General features: G+C 70.4%; 27 protein-coding genes. 8 read left to right on the plus strand and 19 right to left on the minus strand.

Annotated features, from left to right (window positions below):
• The 3 genes from EJK15_RS48325 to EJK15_RS48335 all read right to left on the minus strand — a co-directional run.
• Positions 1–1463: ATP-binding protein (locus EJK15_RS48325; protein ID WP_138717209.1), on the minus strand; the 1463-nt coding region annotated here is incomplete at its 3' end.
• 102 nt (positions 1464–1565) lie between these two features.
• Complete coding sequence (locus tag EJK15_RS48330) at positions 1566–2192, minus strand: LysE family translocator (RefSeq protein WP_138717210.1); 627 nt, start codon at positions 2190–2192, stop codon at positions 1566–1568.
• 21 nt (positions 2193–2213) lie between these two features.
• Entirely contained in the window at positions 2214–3077 is an 864-nt protein-coding gene (locus EJK15_RS48335) for a LysR family transcriptional regulator (RefSeq protein ID WP_138717211.1), read from the minus strand.
• A gap of 91 nt (positions 3078–3168) precedes the next feature.
• Between EJK15_RS48335 and EJK15_RS48340 the strand changes: the two genes are divergently transcribed.
• A complete protein-coding gene (locus EJK15_RS48340) occupies positions 3169–3699 on the plus strand; it encodes a cysteine dioxygenase family protein (protein WP_138717212.1) in 531 nt (176 codons plus the stop codon).
• Here the strand turns inward: EJK15_RS48340 and EJK15_RS48345 are convergent.
• Positions 3678–4328, minus strand: a complete 651-nt coding sequence (locus tag EJK15_RS48345) for an alpha/beta fold hydrolase (protein WP_138717213.1) — start codon at positions 4326–4328, stop codon at positions 3678–3680. The genes EJK15_RS48340 and EJK15_RS48345 overlap by 22 nt on opposite strands.
• Before the next feature lie 25 nt (positions 4329–4353).
• Positions 4354–4827 carry a pyridoxamine 5'-phosphate oxidase family protein gene (locus tag EJK15_RS48350; protein ID WP_138717214.1) on the minus strand — a complete coding sequence of 158 codons (474 nt, stop codon included), beginning with the start codon at positions 4825–4827 and terminating at the stop codon, positions 4354–4356.
• Between the two features lie 73 nt (positions 4828–4900).
• Between EJK15_RS48350 and EJK15_RS48355 the strand changes: the two genes are divergently transcribed.
• From EJK15_RS48355 to EJK15_RS48365, 3 genes are all read left to right on the plus strand, one after another.
• The gene (locus EJK15_RS48355; RefSeq protein ID WP_138717215.1) at positions 4901–5539 is read left to right on the plus strand and encodes a winged helix-turn-helix transcriptional regulator; all 639 of its coding nucleotides are present in this window, start codon (positions 4901–4903) and stop codon (positions 5537–5539) included.
• A 182-nt stretch (positions 5540–5721) separates the two neighbouring features.
• Positions 5722–6333: a winged helix-turn-helix domain-containing protein gene (locus EJK15_RS48360; RefSeq protein WP_138717216.1), complete on the plus strand. Its 612-nt coding sequence runs from the start codon at positions 5722–5724 to the stop codon at positions 6331–6333.
• A complete protein-coding gene (locus EJK15_RS48365; RefSeq protein WP_138717217.1) occupies positions 6333–6518 on the plus strand; it encodes a hypothetical protein in 186 nt (61 codons plus the stop codon). Before EJK15_RS48360 ends, EJK15_RS48365 begins: the two co-directional genes overlap by 1 nt.
• Here EJK15_RS48365 and EJK15_RS48370 read toward each other — a convergent pair.
• A complete protein-coding gene (locus EJK15_RS48370; protein WP_240777685.1) occupies positions 6512–6913 on the minus strand; it encodes an ester cyclase in 402 nt (133 codons plus the stop codon). The genes EJK15_RS48365 and EJK15_RS48370 overlap by 7 nt on opposite strands.
• A gap of 91 nt (positions 6914–7004) precedes the next feature.
• On the opposite strand from EJK15_RS48370, the gene EJK15_RS48375 reads away from it, so the two are divergent.
• Entirely contained in the window at positions 7005–7538 is a 534-nt protein-coding gene (locus tag EJK15_RS48375; RefSeq protein ID WP_138717218.1) for a TetR/AcrR family transcriptional regulator, read from the plus strand.
• Between the two features lie 64 nt (positions 7539–7602).
• Here the strand turns inward: EJK15_RS48375 and EJK15_RS48380 are convergent, their stop codons facing one another.
• Positions 7603–8958, minus strand: a complete 1356-nt coding sequence (locus tag EJK15_RS48380) for a dipeptidase (protein WP_138717219.1) — start codon at positions 8956–8958, stop codon at positions 7603–7605.
• Between the two features lie 264 nt (positions 8959–9222).
• Here EJK15_RS48380 and EJK15_RS48385 point away from each other — a divergent pair, with 264 nt between their 5' ends.
• Together EJK15_RS48385 and ald are read left to right on the plus strand one after the other, a co-directional pair.
• Entirely contained in the window at positions 9223–10605 is a 1383-nt protein-coding gene (locus EJK15_RS48385; RefSeq protein WP_138717220.1) for an aspartate aminotransferase family protein, read from the plus strand.
• Between the two features lie 52 nt (positions 10606–10657).
• Positions 10658–11767, plus strand: a complete 1110-nt coding sequence (ald, locus tag EJK15_RS48390; protein WP_138717221.1) for an alanine dehydrogenase — start codon at positions 10658–10660, stop codon at positions 11765–11767.
• Here ald and EJK15_RS48395 read toward each other — a convergent pair.
• Positions 11764–12213 carry a VOC family protein gene (locus tag EJK15_RS48395; protein WP_138717222.1) on the minus strand — a complete coding sequence of 150 codons (450 nt, stop codon included), beginning with the start codon at positions 12211–12213 and terminating at the stop codon, positions 11764–11766. The genes ald and EJK15_RS48395 overlap by 4 nt on opposite strands.
• The gene (locus EJK15_RS48400) at positions 12210–12527 is read right to left on the minus strand and encodes a PadR family transcriptional regulator (protein ID WP_206061556.1); all 318 of its coding nucleotides are present in this window, start codon (positions 12525–12527) and stop codon (positions 12210–12212) included. The genes EJK15_RS48395 and EJK15_RS48400 overlap by 4 nt, the downstream gene beginning before the upstream one ends.
• Positions 12528–12587: 60 nt before the next feature.
• On the opposite strand from EJK15_RS48400, the gene EJK15_RS48405 reads away from it, so the two are divergent.
• A complete protein-coding gene (locus EJK15_RS48405; RefSeq protein WP_171074957.1) occupies positions 12588–12956 on the plus strand; it encodes a VOC family protein in 369 nt (122 codons plus the stop codon).
• A gap of 69 nt (positions 12957–13025) precedes the next feature.
• On the opposite strand, the gene EJK15_RS48410 is transcribed toward EJK15_RS48405, so the two are convergent.
• The 10 genes from EJK15_RS48410 to EJK15_RS48455 form a co-directional block, all read right to left on the minus strand.
• Positions 13026–14411: a tetratricopeptide repeat protein gene (locus tag EJK15_RS48410; protein ID WP_138717225.1), complete on the minus strand. Its 1386-nt coding sequence runs from the start codon at positions 14409–14411 to the stop codon at positions 13026–13028.
• Positions 14412–14499: 88 nt separating this feature from the next.
• Complete coding sequence (locus tag EJK15_RS48415; protein ID WP_138717226.1) at positions 14500–14700, minus strand: hypothetical protein; 201 nt, start codon at positions 14698–14700, stop codon at positions 14500–14502.
• A gap of 91 nt (positions 14701–14791) precedes the next feature.
• On the minus strand, positions 14792–15073 hold the full coding sequence (locus tag EJK15_RS48420) for an SHOCT domain-containing protein (protein ID WP_138717227.1): 282 nt from the start codon (positions 15071–15073) through the stop codon (positions 14792–14794).
• Positions 15074–15206: 133 nt separating this feature from the next.
• A complete protein-coding gene (locus EJK15_RS48425; protein ID WP_138717228.1) occupies positions 15207–15578 on the minus strand; it encodes a VOC family protein in 372 nt (123 codons plus the stop codon).
• Positions 15562–16326 carry a class I SAM-dependent methyltransferase gene (locus EJK15_RS48430; RefSeq protein ID WP_138717229.1) on the minus strand — a complete coding sequence of 255 codons (765 nt, stop codon included), beginning with the start codon at positions 16324–16326 and terminating at the stop codon, positions 15562–15564. The genes EJK15_RS48425 and EJK15_RS48430 overlap by 17 nt, the downstream gene beginning before the upstream one ends.
• A gap of 45 nt (positions 16327–16371) precedes the next feature.
• Positions 16372–16839, minus strand: a complete 468-nt coding sequence (locus EJK15_RS48435; protein ID WP_240777686.1) for a Clp protease N-terminal domain-containing protein — start codon at positions 16837–16839, stop codon at positions 16372–16374.
• Entirely contained in the window at positions 16836–17039 is a 204-nt protein-coding gene (locus EJK15_RS48440) for a helix-turn-helix domain-containing protein (protein WP_138717230.1), read from the minus strand. Before EJK15_RS48440 ends, EJK15_RS48435 begins: the two co-directional genes overlap by 4 nt.
• A gap of 37 nt (positions 17040–17076) precedes the next feature.
• The gene (locus EJK15_RS48445) at positions 17077–17781 is read right to left on the minus strand and encodes an ATP-binding protein (protein ID WP_138717231.1); all 705 of its coding nucleotides are present in this window, start codon (positions 17779–17781) and stop codon (positions 17077–17079) included.
• 493 nt (positions 17782–18274) lie between these two features.
• The gene (locus EJK15_RS48450; RefSeq protein ID WP_138717232.1) at positions 18275–18922 is read right to left on the minus strand and encodes a response regulator; all 648 of its coding nucleotides are present in this window, start codon (positions 18920–18922) and stop codon (positions 18275–18277) included.
• Complete coding sequence (locus EJK15_RS48455) at positions 18919–20031, minus strand: sensor histidine kinase (protein ID WP_138717233.1); 1113 nt, start codon at positions 20029–20031, stop codon at positions 18919–18921. Before EJK15_RS48455 ends, EJK15_RS48450 begins: the two co-directional genes overlap by 4 nt.
• Positions 20032–20098 lie beyond the last annotated feature (67 nt).

Consider the following 20098-nt stretch of genomic DNA (forward strand, 5'->3'; position numbering starts at 1 on the left):
CCACCCACCCCGCCGCCGTCGCGGACATCTGCCGGGTCCACCAGGTCGCCGTCCGGCTCCGTGTCACCGTCGCACAGGTGCAGCAGTGCAGCCAGGTGGACGTTGAACGGCAGGCCGTATTCAGGGTCGTCGAGGGGCGGGGGCGCGGGAAGGGCGGCTCGGCTCGGCGCGAAGGCCTTCATGGCCGCGAGCGCCTGCTCGGTCCGCTCGGCCAAGGTAAGAGGACGGGCGTTGAGCTGGACGGTCGTGGTGTTGAGCCGCCGCAGCCAGCCGCCCGCGGCCGTGTCGAGCCGCCGCCACCACTCGGCCTCGCCCGGCTCGCGTACCAGCAGCAGGATCCGTACGGGCGGATTGTGCTCGTGCTTGGCCAGCCGCCGCACCAGCTCGCCGACCAGCGGCGAGGACGGCTCCGGGTGGTCGACGACCAGCAGGGTCGGACGCAGCGCATCCAACGTCGCAGCCCGGCCGGCCGACTCCAGCGGCAGGAACCCGGCGTCCCACCCCGCCCGCGCCAGCTCCTCACAGAGCTCGCCCGCCAGCCGGGTACGCCCGGTGCCGCTCCGCCCGCTCAGCACCGCGATCGACACCGCCCCCGGCTCGGCCGCCCACTCCCGCAGCCGCGCAAGCTCCTCGTCCCTCCCCAGGAACGGCACCACCGCGTGCCGCGGCACCAGCAGCCGCCAGTCCGGGCAGTCCGGTGGCAGTTCCTCCCGGGCCGGGGCCAGCAGATCGGGCAGGATCACCGACGGATCGCCCTCGGCCGCGGTTTCTAGCCGGCCCGGCGGCACGCCCGCCAGCTCGCGGAACCGCTCATCGCTCAGCAACGCGGTGACGGGGATCGCGTTGAGGCGGCGCTGGGCGTACCCGTCGCGGCCGGCCACGATCACACCGACGATCTGCCCGGCGGGCTCGGCGAGCAGGGCCGCGCCCGACAAGCCCTCCCACAGGGAGATCGGCATGGACTCCAGCTCGGGGGTGAGCACGCTGACCGCGAGCGCCTTCGACACCGCGCCCGTGGGCGCGTCGACCAGCCCCGACACCGTCTGAACGCCTCTGGACCCGGCTCGCTCCCCAGCCCGGGGAAAGCCCCTGGCCACGCAGCGCAGCCTGTACTGCCCCTGACCGTCCGCGGTGGCGACCCTGGCCCAGCGGACGTGGTCGATGCCGGGGATCTCCCGCCAGGGGGAGCCGTCGGAGATCTCGCCCGGCGGCGATTCGGTCACCCGCAGCAGCACCGCGCCCGTCGCGCCGCGCCCTCGCCACACCTGCTCGGCCCGTGCCCACCGCCCTGACGACGCCGCCCGCACCTGGCACGGCGCCCCGGGATCGACCACGTCTCCGGAGGTCAGCACGAGGTCGGTGCCGATCGCATAGCCCGAACCGGTCACGCCGACGAGGTCGTCGTGACCGGAATACACCTCGACGGCCCGTTCGAGCCCGAGGCGGTGCGGTGGCGTGTCCATGGGGTCCGCCTATTAGGCCTATGCAGTACGTCCGGAGGTGCCGTCTCCTCGATCAGCGCTTGATCTCACTATCGCACTACGGGCGAGAAATTTCCTGGCTTGTCAGGCCTTCTCGGTTGTGAGCCACGCCGCCAGCCCGAGGTAAACGACCCCGCTGCCGACATCCAGCCGCCGCCGCACCCGGGCGGACCCGCGTACCCGACCGGCGAGGGTCGAGGCGAGCATCGCGTACGTGCCGTCCGAGGCCATGCCGAGCACGATCCAGATCAGGCCGAGCAGCAGGATCTGCGGCCCGACGGGCCCGGCGTCCGGGTTGGCGAACGGCGGCAGGAACGCCACGAAGAAGATCGCCGTCTTCGGGTTGAGCACGTTCACCACGAGTCCCTCCCAGAACAGTCGCTTCTTCGACTGCACGGGCAGCTCGATCGCCTGCTCGGCCTCGCCACGCTTCATCAGCTTGCGTACGCCGAGCCAGAGCAGGTAGGCGACGCCGACGTACTTGACCACGGTGAACGCCGTGGCCGAGGCGGCCAGCAGCGCGCTGATGCCCAGCGCCGCCGCGGCGACGTGAACGACGGAGCCCGCGTGCACGCCCAGCACGGAGACCAGGCCGGCGGAGCGGCCTTGGGACATGCTCCGGGTGACGATGTAGAGGACCGCCGGCCCGGGGACCACGAGCAGGCCGAGCGTGGCCACACAGAACAGGGCGAGTGTCGATATATCAGGCATGGGGCCATCGTAGGAGCGGCGTCAAAGACTTTCTCGCAGCGCCTTCAGCAGCACCTCGGTGGCCGGAGGGTGGGGCGGGTCACCGTAGACGGCGGCGTACACGTGCCTGGTCGAGCCGGGCACCTCGGCCACCTCCACCTCCGGGTGGCGATGCGCGCGCAGCGCCAGCCCCGGCAGCATCGTCAGACCGAGACCCGCCGCCACCAGCGCCTGCACGGCCACGATGTCGTCGCTGGTGAACGAGATGCGCGGCTCGAACCCCGCCTTGTCGCAGATGTCGAGCAGGTGGCTGCGGCACCGGTCGCAGCCCGCGATCCAGGACGACTCGGCGTGGTCGGCCAGCTCTCCGGCCGTCGGCGCGCTGGACACCAGGTAGCTGGGGTCGTCGAGGAGATGGATCAGCTTGATGCCGCTGTCCTCGGGCGCGGTGTCGTCGTAGCGGAACACCACGGCCACGTCCACCCGCCCGGCCCGCAGCAGCCTGAGCGCCTCGGGCGGCTCGGTCTCGGTGAGGTGCAGCCGCAGCCCGGGATGCTCGCCGCCGAGCAGCGTGGCCGCCTTCGGGATGAACGTGCCGAGCGCGGAGGGGAAGGCGGCCAGCCGTACGCGGCCCGAACGCAGCCCCACGTGGGCGGCGAGCTCCTCGGCGGTGTCGTCGAGGCGGCCGATGATCTCCGCGGCCCGCTCGGCGAGCAGCCTGCCCGCGTCCGTGAGCCGGATGCCGCGGCCCGCGCGCTGGACGAGCCGGGCGCCGGTCTCCGCCTCCAGCCGGGCGAGGTGGTGGCTGACGGACGGCTGTGAGTAGTGCAGCTCCTTGGCGGCCGCGGTCAGCGAGCCCTTGCGGGCGATCGCGACGAGGACGCGGAGGCGTACGACGTCGAGCATCCATCAACCATATCTATCAATGAGCCAGAAAACTTCTGTTGGACCTATCGGTCCGAACGTAGCACCGTAGGAGGTGAGGAAAGGAGCTGCCATGAATATGGCCGCCACCACGGCAACGCGCCCGGGGCTCGACGAGCTCGTGACCGGCATTTCCGGAATTGTCGCCCGGCGGCTACGTCCGCGCGAGACCGCGTACGCCGTCGCCGACCTGCTCCGCGACCGCCTCCCGGGGCCAGGCCTCCTCACCCCCCAGGAGCGCGAGGGCTCCCCCGACGGGTACGTGTCCCGCGTGCTCCACGCCCAGGAGGACTTCTCGATCGTGACGGTCGTGTGGCGGCCCGGTCAGTACACCGTGATCCACGACCATGTGTCGTGGTGCGCGTTCGGGATCCTCAGCGGCATCGAGCACGAGACCCTCTACCGGGACATGGGCGACCACCTGGTGGAGATCGGGCGGGCCGACAACCGGCCGGGCGAGGTCAGCGGGTTCGCGCCGCCCGGTGACATCCACATGGTCCGCAACACCAGCGACGAGATCGGGATCTCGGTCCACGTGTACGGGGCCGACGTGGGCCGGCTCGGCAGCAGCGTACGCCGCGTCTACGACCTGCCGGTCAGGTAGTTCGTCAGGCGCTCGGCCAGTTCCTTGGGCCGGGCGAGCATGGGGGCGTGGCCGCCGTCGATCTCGTCGGGCGTGATGCCGAGCCGGTCGCGTACGACGCCGCGCATGAACCCGGGTGTGAAGAACCGATCGTCGCGGCACAGCAGGAACCTGGTCGGCACCTCCGGCCACCTCTCCAGCGGCCACGGCTCATGCAGGGCCTTGCCTGCCTGCGCGCGTCCTCTCCTCATTGCCTCCTCGGCCAGTTCCCCCGGCACGTCGTGGAGGAACAGCGAGATCGGGTCGCCGATGTCCACGTGCCCGAACCCGGTGTTCTCCCACCAGTCGGCGGGCGCCTCGCCGGGCACCGGAATCATGGCCGTGACCAGCACCAAGAGATTCGCGGGAACGCGGGCGCAGACCAGCGGGCCGACGAACCCGCCCCACGAGTGCGCCACCACGACCAGGTCCCGGCGCTCGCCGACGGCCTCGACCACGGCGTCGGCGTAGTCGGACAGCCCGGCGGACTCGTCCTCGATCGGCAGGTCCACCGCCACGGCCTCGTGCCCGCGCCCCCGCAGCTCCTCCGTCACCAGCTGCCACTCCCAGGCCGAGCCGCCGCCGCCATGGATCAGCGCGAATGTCGCCATGTCCGCTCCTCCTCGTGGATGTCGATCACATGCGGGCCAGAGGGCCGGGCAGGCGCGTCTGGAAGTCCAGCACTCCCACCCAGGACGGCCTGACGGCGATCCGCGCCATCCTCACGCCTGGCCTGTCGAAGTGCGCAACGTTGCGTTCGCCCTGCTCCTCGCCGTAGTAGTGCCGATGGGCCGTCCGGTATTCGGGCAGGACCCCGTCGATCTCGGTGATCTCCGCCCGCCCCCTGATCAGCAGCACCTCGGGCGGCGGCCCCGGCACGTCGATGGTGATCGCGACGTCCGGCCGCGCCCGCAGCGCCGCCAACTTGGCGGACCCGCTGAACGTCGGCAGCACGATCTCCTCCCCGTTCCAGTGGAACATGATCGGGAGCACGCGCGGTGTCCCGTCCTTGGCGACGTACGCGACCCGGGCGAGCTCGGTGGATCCCAGCAGCTTCCTGGCGACCTCGTGCTCCAGCAGCCTGACGTCTCCCTGCGGCAGTTCGCTCATGGCCTTTGCACCTCCTCTTCGTTAGTCCTAAACTAGTACCGAACGCTACTGCTTAGCAAGGAGCTGGTGCGAGATGCGGACCTACGACGACCCGTGCGGCGTCGCCCGGGCGCTCGATCACGTTGGGGAGCGCTGGGCGCTGCTGATCGTCCGCGAGCTGCTGCTGGGCCCCAAACGCTTCACCGACCTGCGCACGGGCCTGCCCACCGCCAGCCAGAACGTGCTGTCCCAGCGCCTGCGCGAGCTGGAGGCCTCGGGGCTGGTACGCCGCCGCAAGCTCCCCCCGCCCGCGGCCGCCTGGGTCTACGAGCTGACGGGCCGCGGCATGGAGCTGGAGCCCGTGGTCCTCGTGCTGGCCCGCTGGGGCAGCCGGATGCCGATGAGCTCCACGAACTCCCTGAGCCCCGACGCCCTCGCCTTCGCCCTGCGCTCCACGTTCGACGCCGAGGCCGCCCGCGGCTTCGAGGGCCGCATCGAGCTGCGCCTGGGGGAGGACCGCTTCCTCGCCGAGGTGTCACCCGCCGGCTTCGAACTGACCCGGGACACGCGTCCCGAGCCCGACGCCACGCTCGAAACCGACGCCGACACGCTCCGCGCCCTCGCCTTCACCGGCTGCTCCCTGGACACCGACGGGATACGGGTGGAGGGGGACAAGGAGACCGTCCGCCGCTTCCTGACGCTGTTCCCCCGTCCGGCGGCGATGAATTCCTGACGCCCGGGAAGTCTGTCCATGCGCAAGCCGTACCGACGCGTAAGGACCGACCATGGGACCCACCACGGCACTGGACGCCCGCTTCAGCGACGAGAACGCCAACCCGACGCCCTGAGCATGTAGGAAGGGAAATTTGTGCAACTTATATTGCGCAAATTTCCTTTCGCTTCTACGGTAGTGGCATGGCCGCTGAGAAGACCCACCGCATCAAGGACCTCGACACGCTCAAGGCGCTGGGCCATCCGCTGCGCATGAAGCTCTACCGCGCCCTCTACATGGCGGGCACGGCGACGGCCTCGCAACTCGCCGACCAGGTGGACGAGGCCGTCTCGCTGGTCAGCTACCACCTGCGCAAGCTGGCCGCCCACAGTCTCATCGAGGAGGCGGAGGGCGGCCGGGGCGACGCCCGGGAGCGCTGGTGGCAGGCCGCGGCCGCCACCATCAGCACCAAGGACGAGGACTTCCGCGACGCCCCCGAGCGCGCCACCGCCCACGCCGCCGTGACCCGCATGCACGCCCGCCAGCAGAACGAGTTGTACGAGAGCTACCTCGACACGCAGGCGGCCTGGGACGACGCCTGGCGCAGCGCGGCCTTCAGCTCCGAATACCTGATGTCGCTCACGGCCGACGAGCTGAGCCGTCTCGGCAAGGAGCTCAATGAACTGGTCGTGAAGTGGCGGGCGCACGGCAAGGCGGCCCGCGAGGCGGGCGACACGGAGGGCCGCGAGAACGTCGCCGTACACATGTACGGCTTCCCCTTCCGCACCTGGAGCCCTGGTGGCAAGGAGAGCTGATGGATCCCTCGCTGTACCTGTACGTCGAGAAAGTACGAGCCCACGAGTTACGCGCCGAGGCGGCCCGCCAGCGCCTGGTGACCTCGGCCTCGAATCCGATCATCCGCACCTGGCGAGTCCGCCTGGGCTGGGCCCTGGTGGAAACGGGCCTCCGCCTCGTCCACCGCCGCCCGGTGCACTATTGACGGAGCTGGTGGCGCATCGCCACCGAATCCTGGATGGCCCAGTGCTCGACGATCCTCCCGTCCCGTACGCGAACCAGGTCCATGCCCCGCACCTCATAACGGCGGCCCGACGCCGTGTGGGTCCCCCGGCTGAGATAGACGTTCGCCGACAGATCATCCGTCGCGACGTTCTGCTCGACGACTACGGACATGTCGTGAAACCCGCTCTCCCCGGAGATCGCCTGCTCCCACTTCTCCCGCCACGCCTCGATCCCGCGGTGGTCGCCGTCCGCGCCGCCCCGATGATCGACCACGTCGGGATCGATCAGCGCAAGCGCCTCGTCCATCCGCCCGGACGCGATGACCTCCGGGTACAGCTCCACGATCCGCCGATGCACCTCACCTGCCGTCGTCACGCGCCACGCCTTCCCCTAAGTGGGGGCATCCCCATTTCCGTCACGCCGCTACACTAACCGGGGAAATCCCCACTTAGCAAGGAGCCGGCTGATGGTGGCAACGCGTCCTCGCCGAGCGGACGCGCAACGCAACTACGACCTGCTGCTGGCCGCAGCCGTGCAGGTCTTCGCCGAGCGCGGCACCGACGCGCCCCTGGACGAGGTGGCCCGCCGAGCCGGGGTGGGAAACGCCACCATGTACCGGCATTTCCCCACCCGCTCCGACCTCCTGGTGGCCGTCTACGCCGACGAGGTCGCCCACCTCTGCGCCAGCGGCGAGACCCTCCTGGCCGCCGAGTCCCCGGGCAAGGCGCTCCACGAGTGGCTACGCCTGTTCATGGACCACATCACGTCCAAACGCGACCTGGCCCTGGCCGTCACCGGCGGGCAGAGCACTGAGCTGGTCGCCGAGTGGCACGAGTCCATGCTCACCACCGCCTCGGCCCTGCTGGACGCGGCCAAGCACGCGAAGGCCGCCCGCGCCGACCTCGACGTCCGCGACCTGCTGACCCTCGTCAAGGGCATCGCCCTGGCCGCCACGGACCAGGCCCAGGCGGAGCGCCTCCTGGCCCTCATCGCCCTCTGATCGGAGCTGCCAGTCCATGACGAGACCCTACGGGTGTCCCCGGCTCCAGCGCTGCTCGGGCAACCTACACGCCCAGCGCCGAGGGAAGGCTCAGCTCGCGCAGGAACAGGGCCTCCGTGGTCGCCACCTTTCGCAGCTCCTCCAGGTCCACCCGCTCGTTCGGCGCGTGAATCGCCGCGTCCTCGTCCTCCGCCCCGAACAACAAGATCTCCGCTGCGGGGAACTGCTTCAGCAGCGTGCTGACCAGCGGAATCGACCCGCCTGCCCCCACATCCCGCGGCGGCCGCCCGAAGGCCCGCTCCATCGCCCGGTTCAGCGCCACACGAGCCTTGCCGCCCGAGTCCGCCTGGAAGCCGGACCCGACCGTGAAGTCCCCGAACGACACCTGTGCGCCCCATGGCGCCACCTGCCGCAAGAAGTCCACCACCGCGTTCACGGTCGTCTTCGGGTCCCCGGCCGGGGGCACCCGTACGGTCACCCGCGCCCGCGCCACCGGCTGGACGGCGTTCACCGCGCCCGACACCGTCGGCACGTCCAACCCGGTAACCGTGATCGCATAGGAGGCCCACAGCCGGTCCGCCAGCGAGCCCGACCCCACCAGTGACACGCCGTCCATGACGCCCGCCGTCTTCCTGAACTCCTCCTCCGACGGCCCCTGCCCGAGGAACGACCCGCGGGGCAGCCCGGGTACGCGGATGTCGCCGTTGTCGTCGTGCAGCGAGGTCAGCATGCGCATCAGGGCGGCCAGCGCGTCGGGGGCGGCGCCGCCGAACGAGCCGCTGTGCACCGCCTCCCGAAGCGTCCGGACCTCGATGGTGAAGGCGGCCATGCCGCGCAGCGACGTGGTGACGGCCGGGTCGCCGACGCGCGGGTTGCCGGTGTCGGCGACCACGATGGCGTCGGCCCGCAGCAGGTCGGGGTTGCGCTCGGCGAACGCCTCCAGGCGCTCGCCCGCGTACTCCTCCTGGCCCTCGATGATGACCTTGATGCCCACGGGGAACCGGCCCTGGAAGACGCGCAGGGCGGTGATGTGGGAGATGATGCCCGACTTGTCGTCCGCGCAGCCCCGCCCGTACAGGCGGCCGTCGATCAGGGTCGGCTCGAAGGGCGGCGTGCGCCACGCGGCCGGGTCGCCGGCGGGCTGCACGTCGTAGTGCGCGTACAGCAGGACCGTGGGCGCTCCGGGCGGGGCCGGGGCCTCGCCGTAGATCGCGGGGAAGCTGCCCTCGACGGCCACCTGCTGGACGTGCGGCAGGCCGACCGACCGCAGCAGTTCCTCCGTCATCGCCGCGGCGGCGTACACGGGTTCTTCCGGGTGCCCGGGGAAGGCCACGGAGGGGATGGCGGCGAGCCGCTTGAGCTCCTCGACGGCCTGGGGCATCGAGGAGGCGACAGCGCTCTCAATCTGGTCAGGAGTCACGAGACGGTCCCCCGGGGGTCGTTCTTATCGAATCAGACAGTTCGGATCTCATTGGATCACAGAAGGCCCCACCGTACGGAAACCGCGGGGTGGCCAGGCGGGAACGGGCAGGATCCGCGCGCCAATCTACATGCGGATTTCGTTGCTGTTACAGATCGGATCTGCGGATCTCGATTTTCTTGCACAGTGCTGCGACCGATTCACTTGGCAAATCGCAGGTCAACAGGCAAACTGTGGGGAGTTCACAGACAAGGGAAGATATTCATGACGCAGCCGGAACACGACGTCCTGAAGGCCGCGCAAGATCACCTGTGGTTGCACTTCACCAGGCACAGCGCCTACGAGCAGTCCGAGATCCCCACCATCGTGCGCGGTGAGGGATCGTATGTCTACGACATCCACGGCAAGCGCTACCTCGACGGCCTGGCCGGGCTCTTCGTGGTCCAGGTCGGCCACGGACGCCAGGAGCTGGCAGAGGCCGCCGCCAAGCAGGCTCAAGAGCTGGCGTTCTTCCCGCTGTGGTCCTACGCCCACCCCAAGGCGGCAGAGCTGGCCCAGCGCCTGGCCGCGCAGGCCCCCGGCGACCTGAACCGCGTCTTCTTCACCACCGGCGGCGGCGAGGCGGTGGAGTCCGCGTGGAAGCTGGCCAAGCAGTACTACAAGCTCATCGGCAAGCCGCTCAAGCACAAGGTCATCAGCCGCCAGATCGCCTACCACGGCACCCCGCAGGGCGCGCTGTCGATCACCGGCATCCCGGCGTTCAAGCAGATGTTCGAGCCGCTGGTCCCCGGCTCCGTGCGCGTCCCCAACACCAACCACTACCGGGCCGACGAGATCTCCGGGGTCAAGGGCATGACGCCCGAGGAGTACGGCATCTGGGCCGCCGACCGGGTGGCCCGCGCCATCGAGATGGAGGGCCCCGACACGGTGGCCGCCGTCTTCGCCGAGCCCGTGCAGAACGCGGGCGGCTGCTTCCCGCCGCCCCCCGGCTACTGGCAGCGGCTGCGCGAGATCTGCGACGAGTACGACGTCCTGCTCGTCTCCGACGAGGTCATCTGCGCCTTCGGCCGGCTCGGCACCATGTTCGGCGGCCAGAAGTTCGACTACGTGCCCGACATCATCACCTGCGCGAAGGGCATGACCAGCGGCTACTCGCCCATCGGCGCCATGATCGTGCACGATCGGCTGTTCGAGCCGTTCAAGGACGGCGACACCATGTTCGCGCACGGCTACACCTTCGGCGGCCACCCGGTCTCCGCGGCCGTCGCCCTGGCCAACCTCGACATCTTCGAGCGCGAGGACCTCCTCGGCCACGTCACGAAGAACGAGCCGCTGTTCCGGCAGACCCTGGACGACCTGCGCGACCTGCCCATCGTCGGCGACGTGCGCGGCTCCGGCTATTTCTGGGGCATCGAGCTGGTCAAGGACAAGACCACCAAGGAGACGTTCGACGCCGACGAGTCCGAGCGGCTGCTGCGCGGCTTCCTGTCGAAGGCGCTGTTCGACGCGGGCCTCTACTGCCGCGCCGACGACCGCGGCGACCCCGTCATCCAGCTCGCGCCCCCGCTGATCGCGGGCCCGAAGGAGTTCGACGAGATCGGCTCGGTCCTCCGCAGCGTGCTCTCGGAGGCCTGGGCCCGACTGTGACATCCCTTAATCCGGTACGACGAGGTGCCGGTTCCCGAAAGGATCTACCGCAATGAAGATCGGCGTCCCTGCCGAGGTCAAGAACCACGAGTACCGCGTCGCCGCCACGCCCGCCGGCGTTCACGAGCTGGTGCGCAACGGCCATGACGTCCTCGTCCAGCGAGGCGCGGGCCTCGGCTCGCACATCCCGGACGAGGAATATCTCTCCGCGGGTGCGAAGATCCTCGACACCGCCGACGCCGTGTGGGGCGAGGCGGACATGGTGCTCAAGGTCAAGGAGCCGATCGCGGAGGAGTACCACCGGCTGCGCGAGGGGCTGGTGCTGTTCACGTACCTGCACCTGGCCGCCTCCCGCGCCTGCACGGACGCGCTGCTCGGCGCCAGGACGACGGGCATCGCGTACGAGACCGTCCAGGTCGGCAACGCGCTGCCGCTGCTCGCCCCGATGTCCGAGGTTGCCGGCCGCCTCGCGCCGCAGGTGGGCGCGTACAACCTGATGCGCTTCAACGGCGGTCGCGGCGTCCTGCCGGGCGGCGTGCCCGGCGTGGCCCCGGCCAAGGTCGTCGTGATCGGTGGCGGCGTGTCCGGCCTGAACGCCGCGCAGATCGCCGTCGGCATGGGCGCCGAGGTCACCGTTCTCGACACCAACATCGACCGCCTGCGCTTCATCGACGCCATTTACCAGGGCCGGCTCAAGACGCTGGTCTCCACGCGGTACGCGATCGAGCAGGAGGTCCTCCAGGCCGACCTGGTCATCGGCGCGGTGCTGATCCCCGGAGCCAAGGCCCCGACGCTGGTCTCCAACGAGCTGGTCTCGCGCATGAAGCCGGGCTCGGTGCTCGTCGACATCGCCATCGATCAGGGCGGCTGCTTCGAGGACTCGCGCCCGACCACGCACGCCGAGCCGACGTACAAGGTGCACGAGTCGGTCTTCTACTGCGTGGCCAACATGCCGGGCTCGGTGGCCAACACCTCCACGTACGCCCTGACCAACGCGACCCTCCCGTACGCGGTCAAGCTGGCGAACCTGGGCTGGCGGGACGCGCTCAAGGCCGACGCCGGCCTGGCGGGCGGCCTCAACACGCACGACGGCCTGCTGATGAACGAGCCGGTCGCCGACGCGCTGGGCCTGCCGTACACGCCGGTCGCGGAGGTCGTCTAGTCCTCCGAGCGGTACGTCGTGCCCCGCACGATCTCGTCGGGTGTGAGCTGCTCTCTGGCCGTCGTCACCGCCCACCGGTGACCGAACGGGTCGCGCAGCACGCCGTACCGCTCGCCCCAGAACGTCTCCCGCACCGGCTGCTCCATCTCGGCCCCGGCCTCGACCGCCTGCTCGGCCACTGCGTCGGGGTCCGCCACCTCGAGCAGGATCAGCACCGGGCTGCCGCCCAGCGTCGGCGGCGCCAGCGCGCCCAGGCCGGGCATCTCCTCGCTCACCAGCAGCCGACCGGCCCCGAGCTGCAGCTCCACGAAGAGGACCACCCCGTCGGACAGCGTGTTGCGGAACACCTCCACCGCGCCAAGGCCCTCGCGGTAGAACGCGATCGCCGCCTCCGCGTCGCGCACGAACAGGTGCGGGCACAACCCCTGCGGGCGTAGCGATGTCATGCGATCAATCCTGCCTCTCTCGCCGCGCTCACCATGCGGGCCATCAGCTCGGCCTCGGCCCGCGCGGCCCCCGCGCCCTGCGGCGTCAGCTTGTAGTAACGCCTCCTGGCGTCGTGCGGCGCCTCAGGATCCGCGTCCTCGGACTCCTCGACCAGGCCGTCGGCCACCAGGCGGCTGATGGTCCGGTAGAGCGTGCCGGGCCCCAGCTTGACCGCGCCGCCGCTGACCTCCTCGACGAACCGCATCACCGCGTAGCCGTGCCCGGAGCCGCTGGCCAGGGCCAGGAGCACGTGGAACCCGGCGGCGGTGAGCATGATTGACACCATAGCACCACGATGGTTATATCCAAGATGGATACAACAAGAGGAGGAGCCATGGCGCTCGGCATCAGCCAGGTCACCATCTACGTCGAGGACCAGCAGCGGGCGGTCGACTTCTGGGCCGGCAAGATGGGGTTCAAGGTCACCAGGGACATGCCGTACGGCGAGGACCGCTGGATCGAGGTCGAGCCACCCGTCGGCGGCGCGCGGCTGGTCATCCACAAGGCCGACCCCAAGTGGCCCGAGCTGGTCGAGGGCCTGCCCAACTACGTGCTGTTCCAGGCCGACGACATCGTCAAGACGCACGCGGAGCTGGTGGCCCGCGGCGTCGCGTTCACCCAGCCGCCGAAGCAGGAGCCCTGGGGCTGGTCGGCTGTCTTCAAGGACGACGAAGGCCACCTGTTCCATCTCGGCCAGCGCTGATCACACAGCCCGAGGGCGGCGCCGAGCAACGCACCCCAGCCGTCGCGGGGCCGCCCCGGCGCGCCGTCCTCACTGGATTCCCAGACGTCGCCGCAGGTCACGAGCGGTGGCCAGGACGTGCTTGATCTCGCCCGGGCTCGGCCACGGCGCGCTGCCGGGACGCAGCAGCTTGCCGCGTACCGACGCCAGGTGCTCGATGGCGCTCGGGTGCACCCCGCTCCGCCGCACCAGCCACCCAACCACGTCCGAATGGTCATGCAGCGGCCTGGTCACCAGATCCCAGGTGCCCAGGACCTCGGTCAGCTCCACCACGTCCAGCGGGACGCCGCCCCTCCGCCCGGTGGCGGCCGCCGCCAGCTCGGCCCGCGCGGCCAGCTCAGGCTCGGCCGGGCGGGCCCAGGCGGGGGGCGGCGGGTCGGACAGCCACTCTCGCGCCTCGCCCAGCTCGCCGGTCACCGACAGCAGCCCGCCCAGCTCGACGGCGGCCCCGTGGTGGCCGGCCCGCGCCGCCTGCCGGAACCAGTGCCGGCCCCCCGCCAGGTCGCCGAACTCGGCGATGAGCAGCAGGCCGTAGTTGAAGGCGGACTCGGCGTCGCCGCCGGCCGCCGCCCGGCCGAACCAGTGGCTGGCCGCGCCGCAGTCGCCCAGCTCCACGCACACGAACCCGGCCATCCGCTGGTCCTCGACCCGCCCGGCGTTCGCGGCCCGCTCGAACCAGGCCCGGGCGGCACGCAGGTCGCCCCTGGACAGCGCCGCCCCGCCGAGCCAGGAGGCGGCGCCGGGATGCTCGCTCCTGGCGGCCAGCCGGTAGTAGGCCTCGGCGCCCTCCGGGTCGCGGCCGGCGTGGAGGTAGAGGCCCATGCAGTAGGCGGAGTCGGCGTGGCCGCCCCGGGCCGCGTACTCCCACCACCGGACGGTCTCCTCGTCATCGCCCGCCGAGTAGGCCAGGAAGCCGAGGTCGTGCGCCGAGGCGGGGTCACCGTCGAGCGCCGCCTGGCGGTGCCACTCCCGCGCCGCCGCCAGCTCGCCCGCGTCCTGGCACACCAGCGCCAGCCTGCGGGCCGCGGTCCTGGACCCGGCGCGGGCCGCGCTCTCGTACCACCCTCTGGCCGCCTCGATGTCGCCGCGCTGCTCGAGCAGGAGCGTCGCCAGGTTGGCTGCGGCCTCGGCGTCGCCGGTGCCGGCGGCGAGCTCGTACCAGGTGACGGCCTCCTCCAGGCTGCCGTGCTTCTCGTGCCAGATGCCCAGGTTGTAGGCGCTGTCGACGTTGCCGCCCGCGGCGGCCCGCTCCCACCAGTGCTTGGCGGCCGCGCGGTCGCCGTGCTGCGCGTAGATCTTGCCGAGCCGGTGCGCGGCCTGCGGGTCGCCTGCCTGCGCGGCGACCAGCAGATCGGGCTCCTCTCCCACGCGGGGCGCCGGTACGGCCGGCGCCGCCACCTCTCCTTGCCAGGCCATGGCGACAGAGTGGCACGTGATCGCGCGATTGCGAACAGTAATCGCCGACAACCGGTTACGAGAAGTTGATGAGGTCCGGCCTGCGTGCTCAGTGGACGAGCGCCAGGCCGTCCAGAGATCCGCTCTTGGCGGCCGCCACGATCGAGCCGAACTGGTCGAGGCTCATCTCCACGCGCTGCCCGAAGTCGTCGGTGATGACGACCTGGCGCTCCGCGGGGGCGCTGTGGTCGACGAACAGCTCGGGGCAACCGCAGTTGCACTGGCCGCAGAACCTGGCGATGGACTGCATTCGTATCCCCACTCTCTGTGAAGCCGGTATGCGAAACGTAACGCGGCTCCCTGGCTGCGGCCAGTGACAGTTGTTCCACCCTCAGTGACGTTTAGGATGAACCGCCTTTGAGAACAGAGATCCTTTCCAAGTATTCGTCGTCGCTCATCTCGCCGCGCGCGTACCGCTCGGCGAGGATCTGCTCGGCCGACGCGGTCGGCGTGGTTCCCGCGGCGGCGGCGGTCTGTCGGCGGCGCGGCCCCCACCAGCCCCTGCGCCAGGCCATGACGGCCAGCGCGACGACGGCGATCCAGAACAGGCCCCAGAAGACCGGGAAGACCGGCCAGAAGCCGCCGGCGCCCCAGTGGGGCGCCCACTGTGCGATCGTGTTCATGTTCTCCTCCTTGATGTGGTACCTCAAGGGTCCGCCGGAGGAGGGCGCGGCGAATCGGACGCGGGGCTCTGTTCCAGGTCAGCCCGGGGGAGTGTTCATGGGGACATCCGGTACGCCTCCCGGGGTACGGCCGTCAGAACAGGCAGAACTCGTTGCCCTCCGGGTCGGCCAGCACCACCCAGTCGTCGTGCGTGGCCAGCACCGTGGCGCCCAGCGCGGTCAGCCGGGTGATCTCGGCATCGGGGTCGTCGGCGTCCAGATCAAGATGGAGGCGGTTCTTGACGATCTTGCGCTCGGGCACGCGCTGGAACCACAGCCGCGGCGGCCCGCCCTCGACCAGCACCGTCGGATCGTCCTCGGGGTCGTCGACGCCCTCGCCGCGCAGCCGCGCCAGCTCGGCCTCGTCGTACGGCGCCACGGCGTAGCCGTCCAGCGCCCCGGCCCAAAACCTGGCCAGCGAGGCCGGGTGCCGGCAGTCGACCACGATGTCACGCAGCCTGGCCACCGGGCCGCCTCGCTTCGATGAGGAACCTGCTGGAGTGTGCGGCGAAGGGCCCCTCGGCCTCGATCCGCTCGTGCAGCGCGCGCAGCTTGTCCTGGAAGCGTCCGACCGAGAACCCGGGCACGATCCAGATCACCTTGCGCAGGAAATAGATCACCGCGCCGATGTCGTGGAACTCCATCCGCAGCCGCTCGAAGCGCAGGTCCACGACCTCCAGCCCGGCGGACTCGGCCGCCGCCCTGGCCCTTTCGGGATCGCGGCCCGAACCGTCGTGCGGCCCGAGGAAGTAGTCGCTCAGCTCGGCCACGCTCCACGGCCCGACCTGCTGGGAGAAGTAGGCCCCGCCGGGTCGCAGCACCCTGGCGATCTCCTCCCACCACGTCGCCACCGGGTGACGGCTGGTCACCAGGTCGAAGACGCCGTCGCGGAACGGCAGACGCGGCTTCTCGTCGTCGGCCACCACCCAGGCCCCGCGCGGGCGCAGCCGGGAGGCGGCCAGCTTGAGGTTGGGCGGCCACGACTCGGTGGCCACGGTCACCGGCGGCAGGGTGGGAACGCCGGCCAGGATCTCACCGCCGCCCGTCTGCACGTCGAGCGCGGCCCGCGCCCCGGCCATCCGCTCGCCGAGCAGCCGGGAGTAGCCCCAGGAAGGCCGCTCCTCGCTGGCCCGGCCGTCCAGCCAGGAGAAGTCCCAGCCGTCCACGGAGACGGTGCTCGCCTCCTGGACGAGATCATCGTACGTGCGCCGCATCCTTCGACCTTGTCAGCGCCGCCCTGGGCGTTCAACCAAATATCCTCATGCGAAGCGGCTGCGTACCGCTGCGCGGTCGATCCTGAGCTGGTCGATGAGCTGCGCCACCGGATCGGGGCGGCTCTGCGCGAGCAAGGCGAGCGCCAGCCGGCGCGGCGACTCGGCCGCCCTGGTCTTCATGGTGGTGGCCTTGATGGCCTGGTTGATGACCGCCCTGGCGCTCGAGGTGAGCGCGGTGCTGGGAACCGGTTTGTGCTTGCGCGGGGCCTTCGGCACGTCGCCGACCTCGAGGCCGAGCATGCGCAGCGCCGCCCGGTCGAGGTCGTCGAGCGCGGCCCGCGCCCCCTCCAGGTCCACGCCGAGCGCCCGTGCCGAGTCCGGATGGTGCAGGAGGCCGAGCAGCAGGTGCTCGGTGCCCAGGCGCCGGTCGCCCCGCTGCCTGGCCTCCTCGAACGCGGCCTTCACGACCACGTGGAACGGCGTCTTCTCCTTGCCGAACATCGCGAACCTCACTTCCCGTATTTCGCGTGCACGGACTGCCGTGACATGCCGAGCGCGTCGCCGATCTGCTCCCAGGTCCAGCCTTGCTCCCTGGCCTGCGCCACGGATATCGCCTCGACCTGCTCGGCCAGCCGGTGCAGTGCTCCCACCGCCCGCAGGCCCAGGGCCGGGTCGTTCGACCTGATCCGCTCGGTCAGCTCTGTTACGTTCACGCTGTCAGGCTAGCTTGACAGCGTGGGCTTTGTCAATCTAGCCTGACGGCCCCGGATGTGCCCCGGCGTACATGGTGGCCAGATCGACCAGGTATAGCCGGTCACCGGCCATGGCGCTGAGGTCGGGCGAGAAGCCCTCGCGGGAGAAGATCGCGAGGGAGGCGCCGGCGGCGTCCCAGCCGAGGCTGGTGAGCACGTCGCGGATGTGCTCCAGGCGGTGCAGGTCGTCGGGTGTACGGGGTTTGGACGTGCACTTGGCCTCGCCGATCAGCGTGATCCGCGCGCTTTTCGTACGGGCCAGTGACGACTTGCTGATGGCGAGGACGTCGATCTCGTGCCCCCGGTGTTCCCGGCAGGCGATTTCCGTCGTGCCGACCGTGCCGATGTCGTCGAGTCCTGCCTGGTGCCCGTACCAGTATGTCCAGGTCCGGGCCATCTCCTCGAAGTGCGGCCCAAGGATCTTGTCCCGGAACTTCTTCTGTGAACGCTCCCACACCGCGCGGGTTTGGCGGATCTGCAGTTGCTTGAGGTTTTGCAGGACGATCAGTTGGTGGAACCTGACCACCGGGTCGGCGACGGTGATCACGGGGCGGCGCTGCCGAAGGAGGTCCTGGTCGTAGCGGATGAAGCCACCGTCGCGCATGATGTTCAGGTGGTACGTGAGCGCCTTGGCGTCCATGCCCACCAGCCCCCCGATCTGGGTGGGAGAGGTCGCTCCGCTGGCGACCGCCCACCAGATCATGCTGTAGATGGTGCGGTCGCGGATGTGCGGATCCTCGGCGAGGATGTAGTCGGGCTCGGTGAACAGGATGTGCGAGGGGTTGAACAGGCTCCCGGCTTCGGTGGCTTGCGCACGATGTCGTGGTAGCCGGGAGAGCCGCCGAGAACGGCCTCTATGACAAACGCGGTACGGGGATCGGTTTGCCAGTAGTCGGCCGCGTCGCGGAACCGGAACGGGCCAATTCGCAGGTCCAGTATCGCGCGCCCGAACAGCGCCTGGTTGCCGGCTAGGAGGGTCGACATGACGGAGATCGCGGAGCCGCACAGGATGAGCTTGAAGGGTGGGTGGCCTTTGCGCGGGCCGCGCCGGTCGTAGAGCGCCTGGATGGCTGAGGGCAACTCGGGAGAGTGGTCGACCAAGTATGGGAACTCGTCAAGGACCAGCAGCGGAGGGCGCTCGCCAGCGATGCGGCACAGAGCGTCCACGGCTGCGTCGTGATTTTACCTATTGGGAGTCACAGCCAACCCGGCTTGACCAGCCCCGACTCGTACGCGATGACGACGAGCTGGGCGCGGTCGCGGGCGTGCAGCTTCATCATGGCCCGGCTCACGTGGGTCTTGGCGGTGGCCGGCGACATGAACAGCTTGGCGGCGATCTCGTCGTTGGTCATGCCGGTGCCGACCAGGGCGAGCACCTCGCGTTCGCGCTCGGTGAGATGGTCGAGGCCGTCGGTGGCGACCGGCTCCTTGGCGCGGGAGGCGTACTCGGCGATCAGGCGGCGGGTCACGCTCGGCGACAGCAGCGCCTCGCCGGCCGCCACCACGCGGACGGCCTGGATCAGCTCGGCCGGCTCGGTGTCCTTGACCAGGAAGCCGCTGGCCCCGCTGCGCAGCGCCTCGAAGACGTACTCGTCCAGCTCGAACGTCGTCAGGATGATGATGTGCGGCCCCTCCGGCATCTGGCGGGTGGCGGTCAGGCCGTCGGTGCCCGGCATGCGGATGTCCATCAGCACCACGTCCGGCCGATGCTCGCCCGCCAGCCGCACCGCCTCCGCGCCGTCTGACGCCTCGGCCACCACGGTCATGTCCGGCTGCGCGTTGAGCAGCGCCTTGAATCCCGCCCGGACCAGCGCCTGGTCGTCGGCCAGCAGCAACTTGATCATGAGGTCTCCTCGGGTAGGGGGAGCCGGACCTCGACCTGGAAGCCCGCGCCGGACGGGCCCGCGACCAGCGTGCCGCCCAGCGCGGTGGCCCGCTCGCGCATGCCGGGGATGCCGTTGCCGCTGCCTGACTCGGACAGTACAGGAGGCGTGGTCGCGCCGGTGTCGGTCACGCGGATGACGAACTCGTGCGCGCCGTACTCCAGCCGCACGTCCACCGCGGCGCCGGGGGCGTGCCGGGTGGCGTTGGTGAGCGACTCCTGCACGATCCGGTATGCGGCCCGCTCCATCTGGGGCGGCAGCGGCCGCGAGCCGACGCACTTGAGTGTCACCTTCAGCCCCGAGCGCTCGATCAGCTCGTCGATGCGGTCGAGCCCGGCCGTGGGGGAGCGCGGGGCGCCCTCGCGCAGCACGTTGAGCACCGAGCGCATCTCGCCGAGGACCTCCTTGGACGCCGTCTTGATGGTGGCCAGGGCCGTCCTGGCCTGTTCCGGATTGTCGTCGATCAGGTGCAGCGCGGTCGACGCCTGGACGTGGATGAGCGAGATGTTGTGCGCGAGCACGTCGTGCAGCTCCTGCGCCATGGTCAGGCGCTCCTCGCTGGCCTGCCGCCTGGTCTCCTCATCGACGGCCCGCTGCTGCTGGGCACGGCGTTCGCGGGCGATCCTGACCAGCTCGGCCACCACCATCGTGAGCAGGATGAACGAGGTGATCGCCAGGTCGTGGAAGAGGCCGCGCTGAGGCTGGGCGGTGGCCCAGGCATAGATCACGAACGCCGCCAGGCTGACCCCGGCCAGGATCCAGGCCGTCGGCCGGTGGCGCCGCAGGACCAGGAGGAACAGCATGACGATCGGCGCGACGAACACGCCGCCGTAGGGGTAACCACCCCATATGTACACATAGGTCGCCAGGAAGGTGACGACGGCCGTGGGGACCGGGAACTTCCGATGAATCACGATCATCAGCGGCCCGGCCAGCAGCAGCCCGTAGGCGAACGGATCGAGCGGCTCCCTGAACGCCCGCTGCCCCCAGGCCGCGCCCTGTGACAGCACCACCTGGAACACCGCTGCGATCAGGGCGAGATAAGGGGCGAAACCCGGCTTCGAGCGCACTCCTCAACGCTAAGCCCACGCCCTGGCCGATGCATCACCCTGATGTCGCAGGGGGCCCTACCGCGAT

It is taken from the genome of Nonomuraea basaltis, from assembly GCF_005893125.1.
In the GTDB taxonomy this organism is placed as follows: domain Bacteria; phylum Actinomycetota; class Actinomycetes; order Streptosporangiales; family Streptosporangiaceae; genus Nonomuraea; species Nonomuraea basaltis.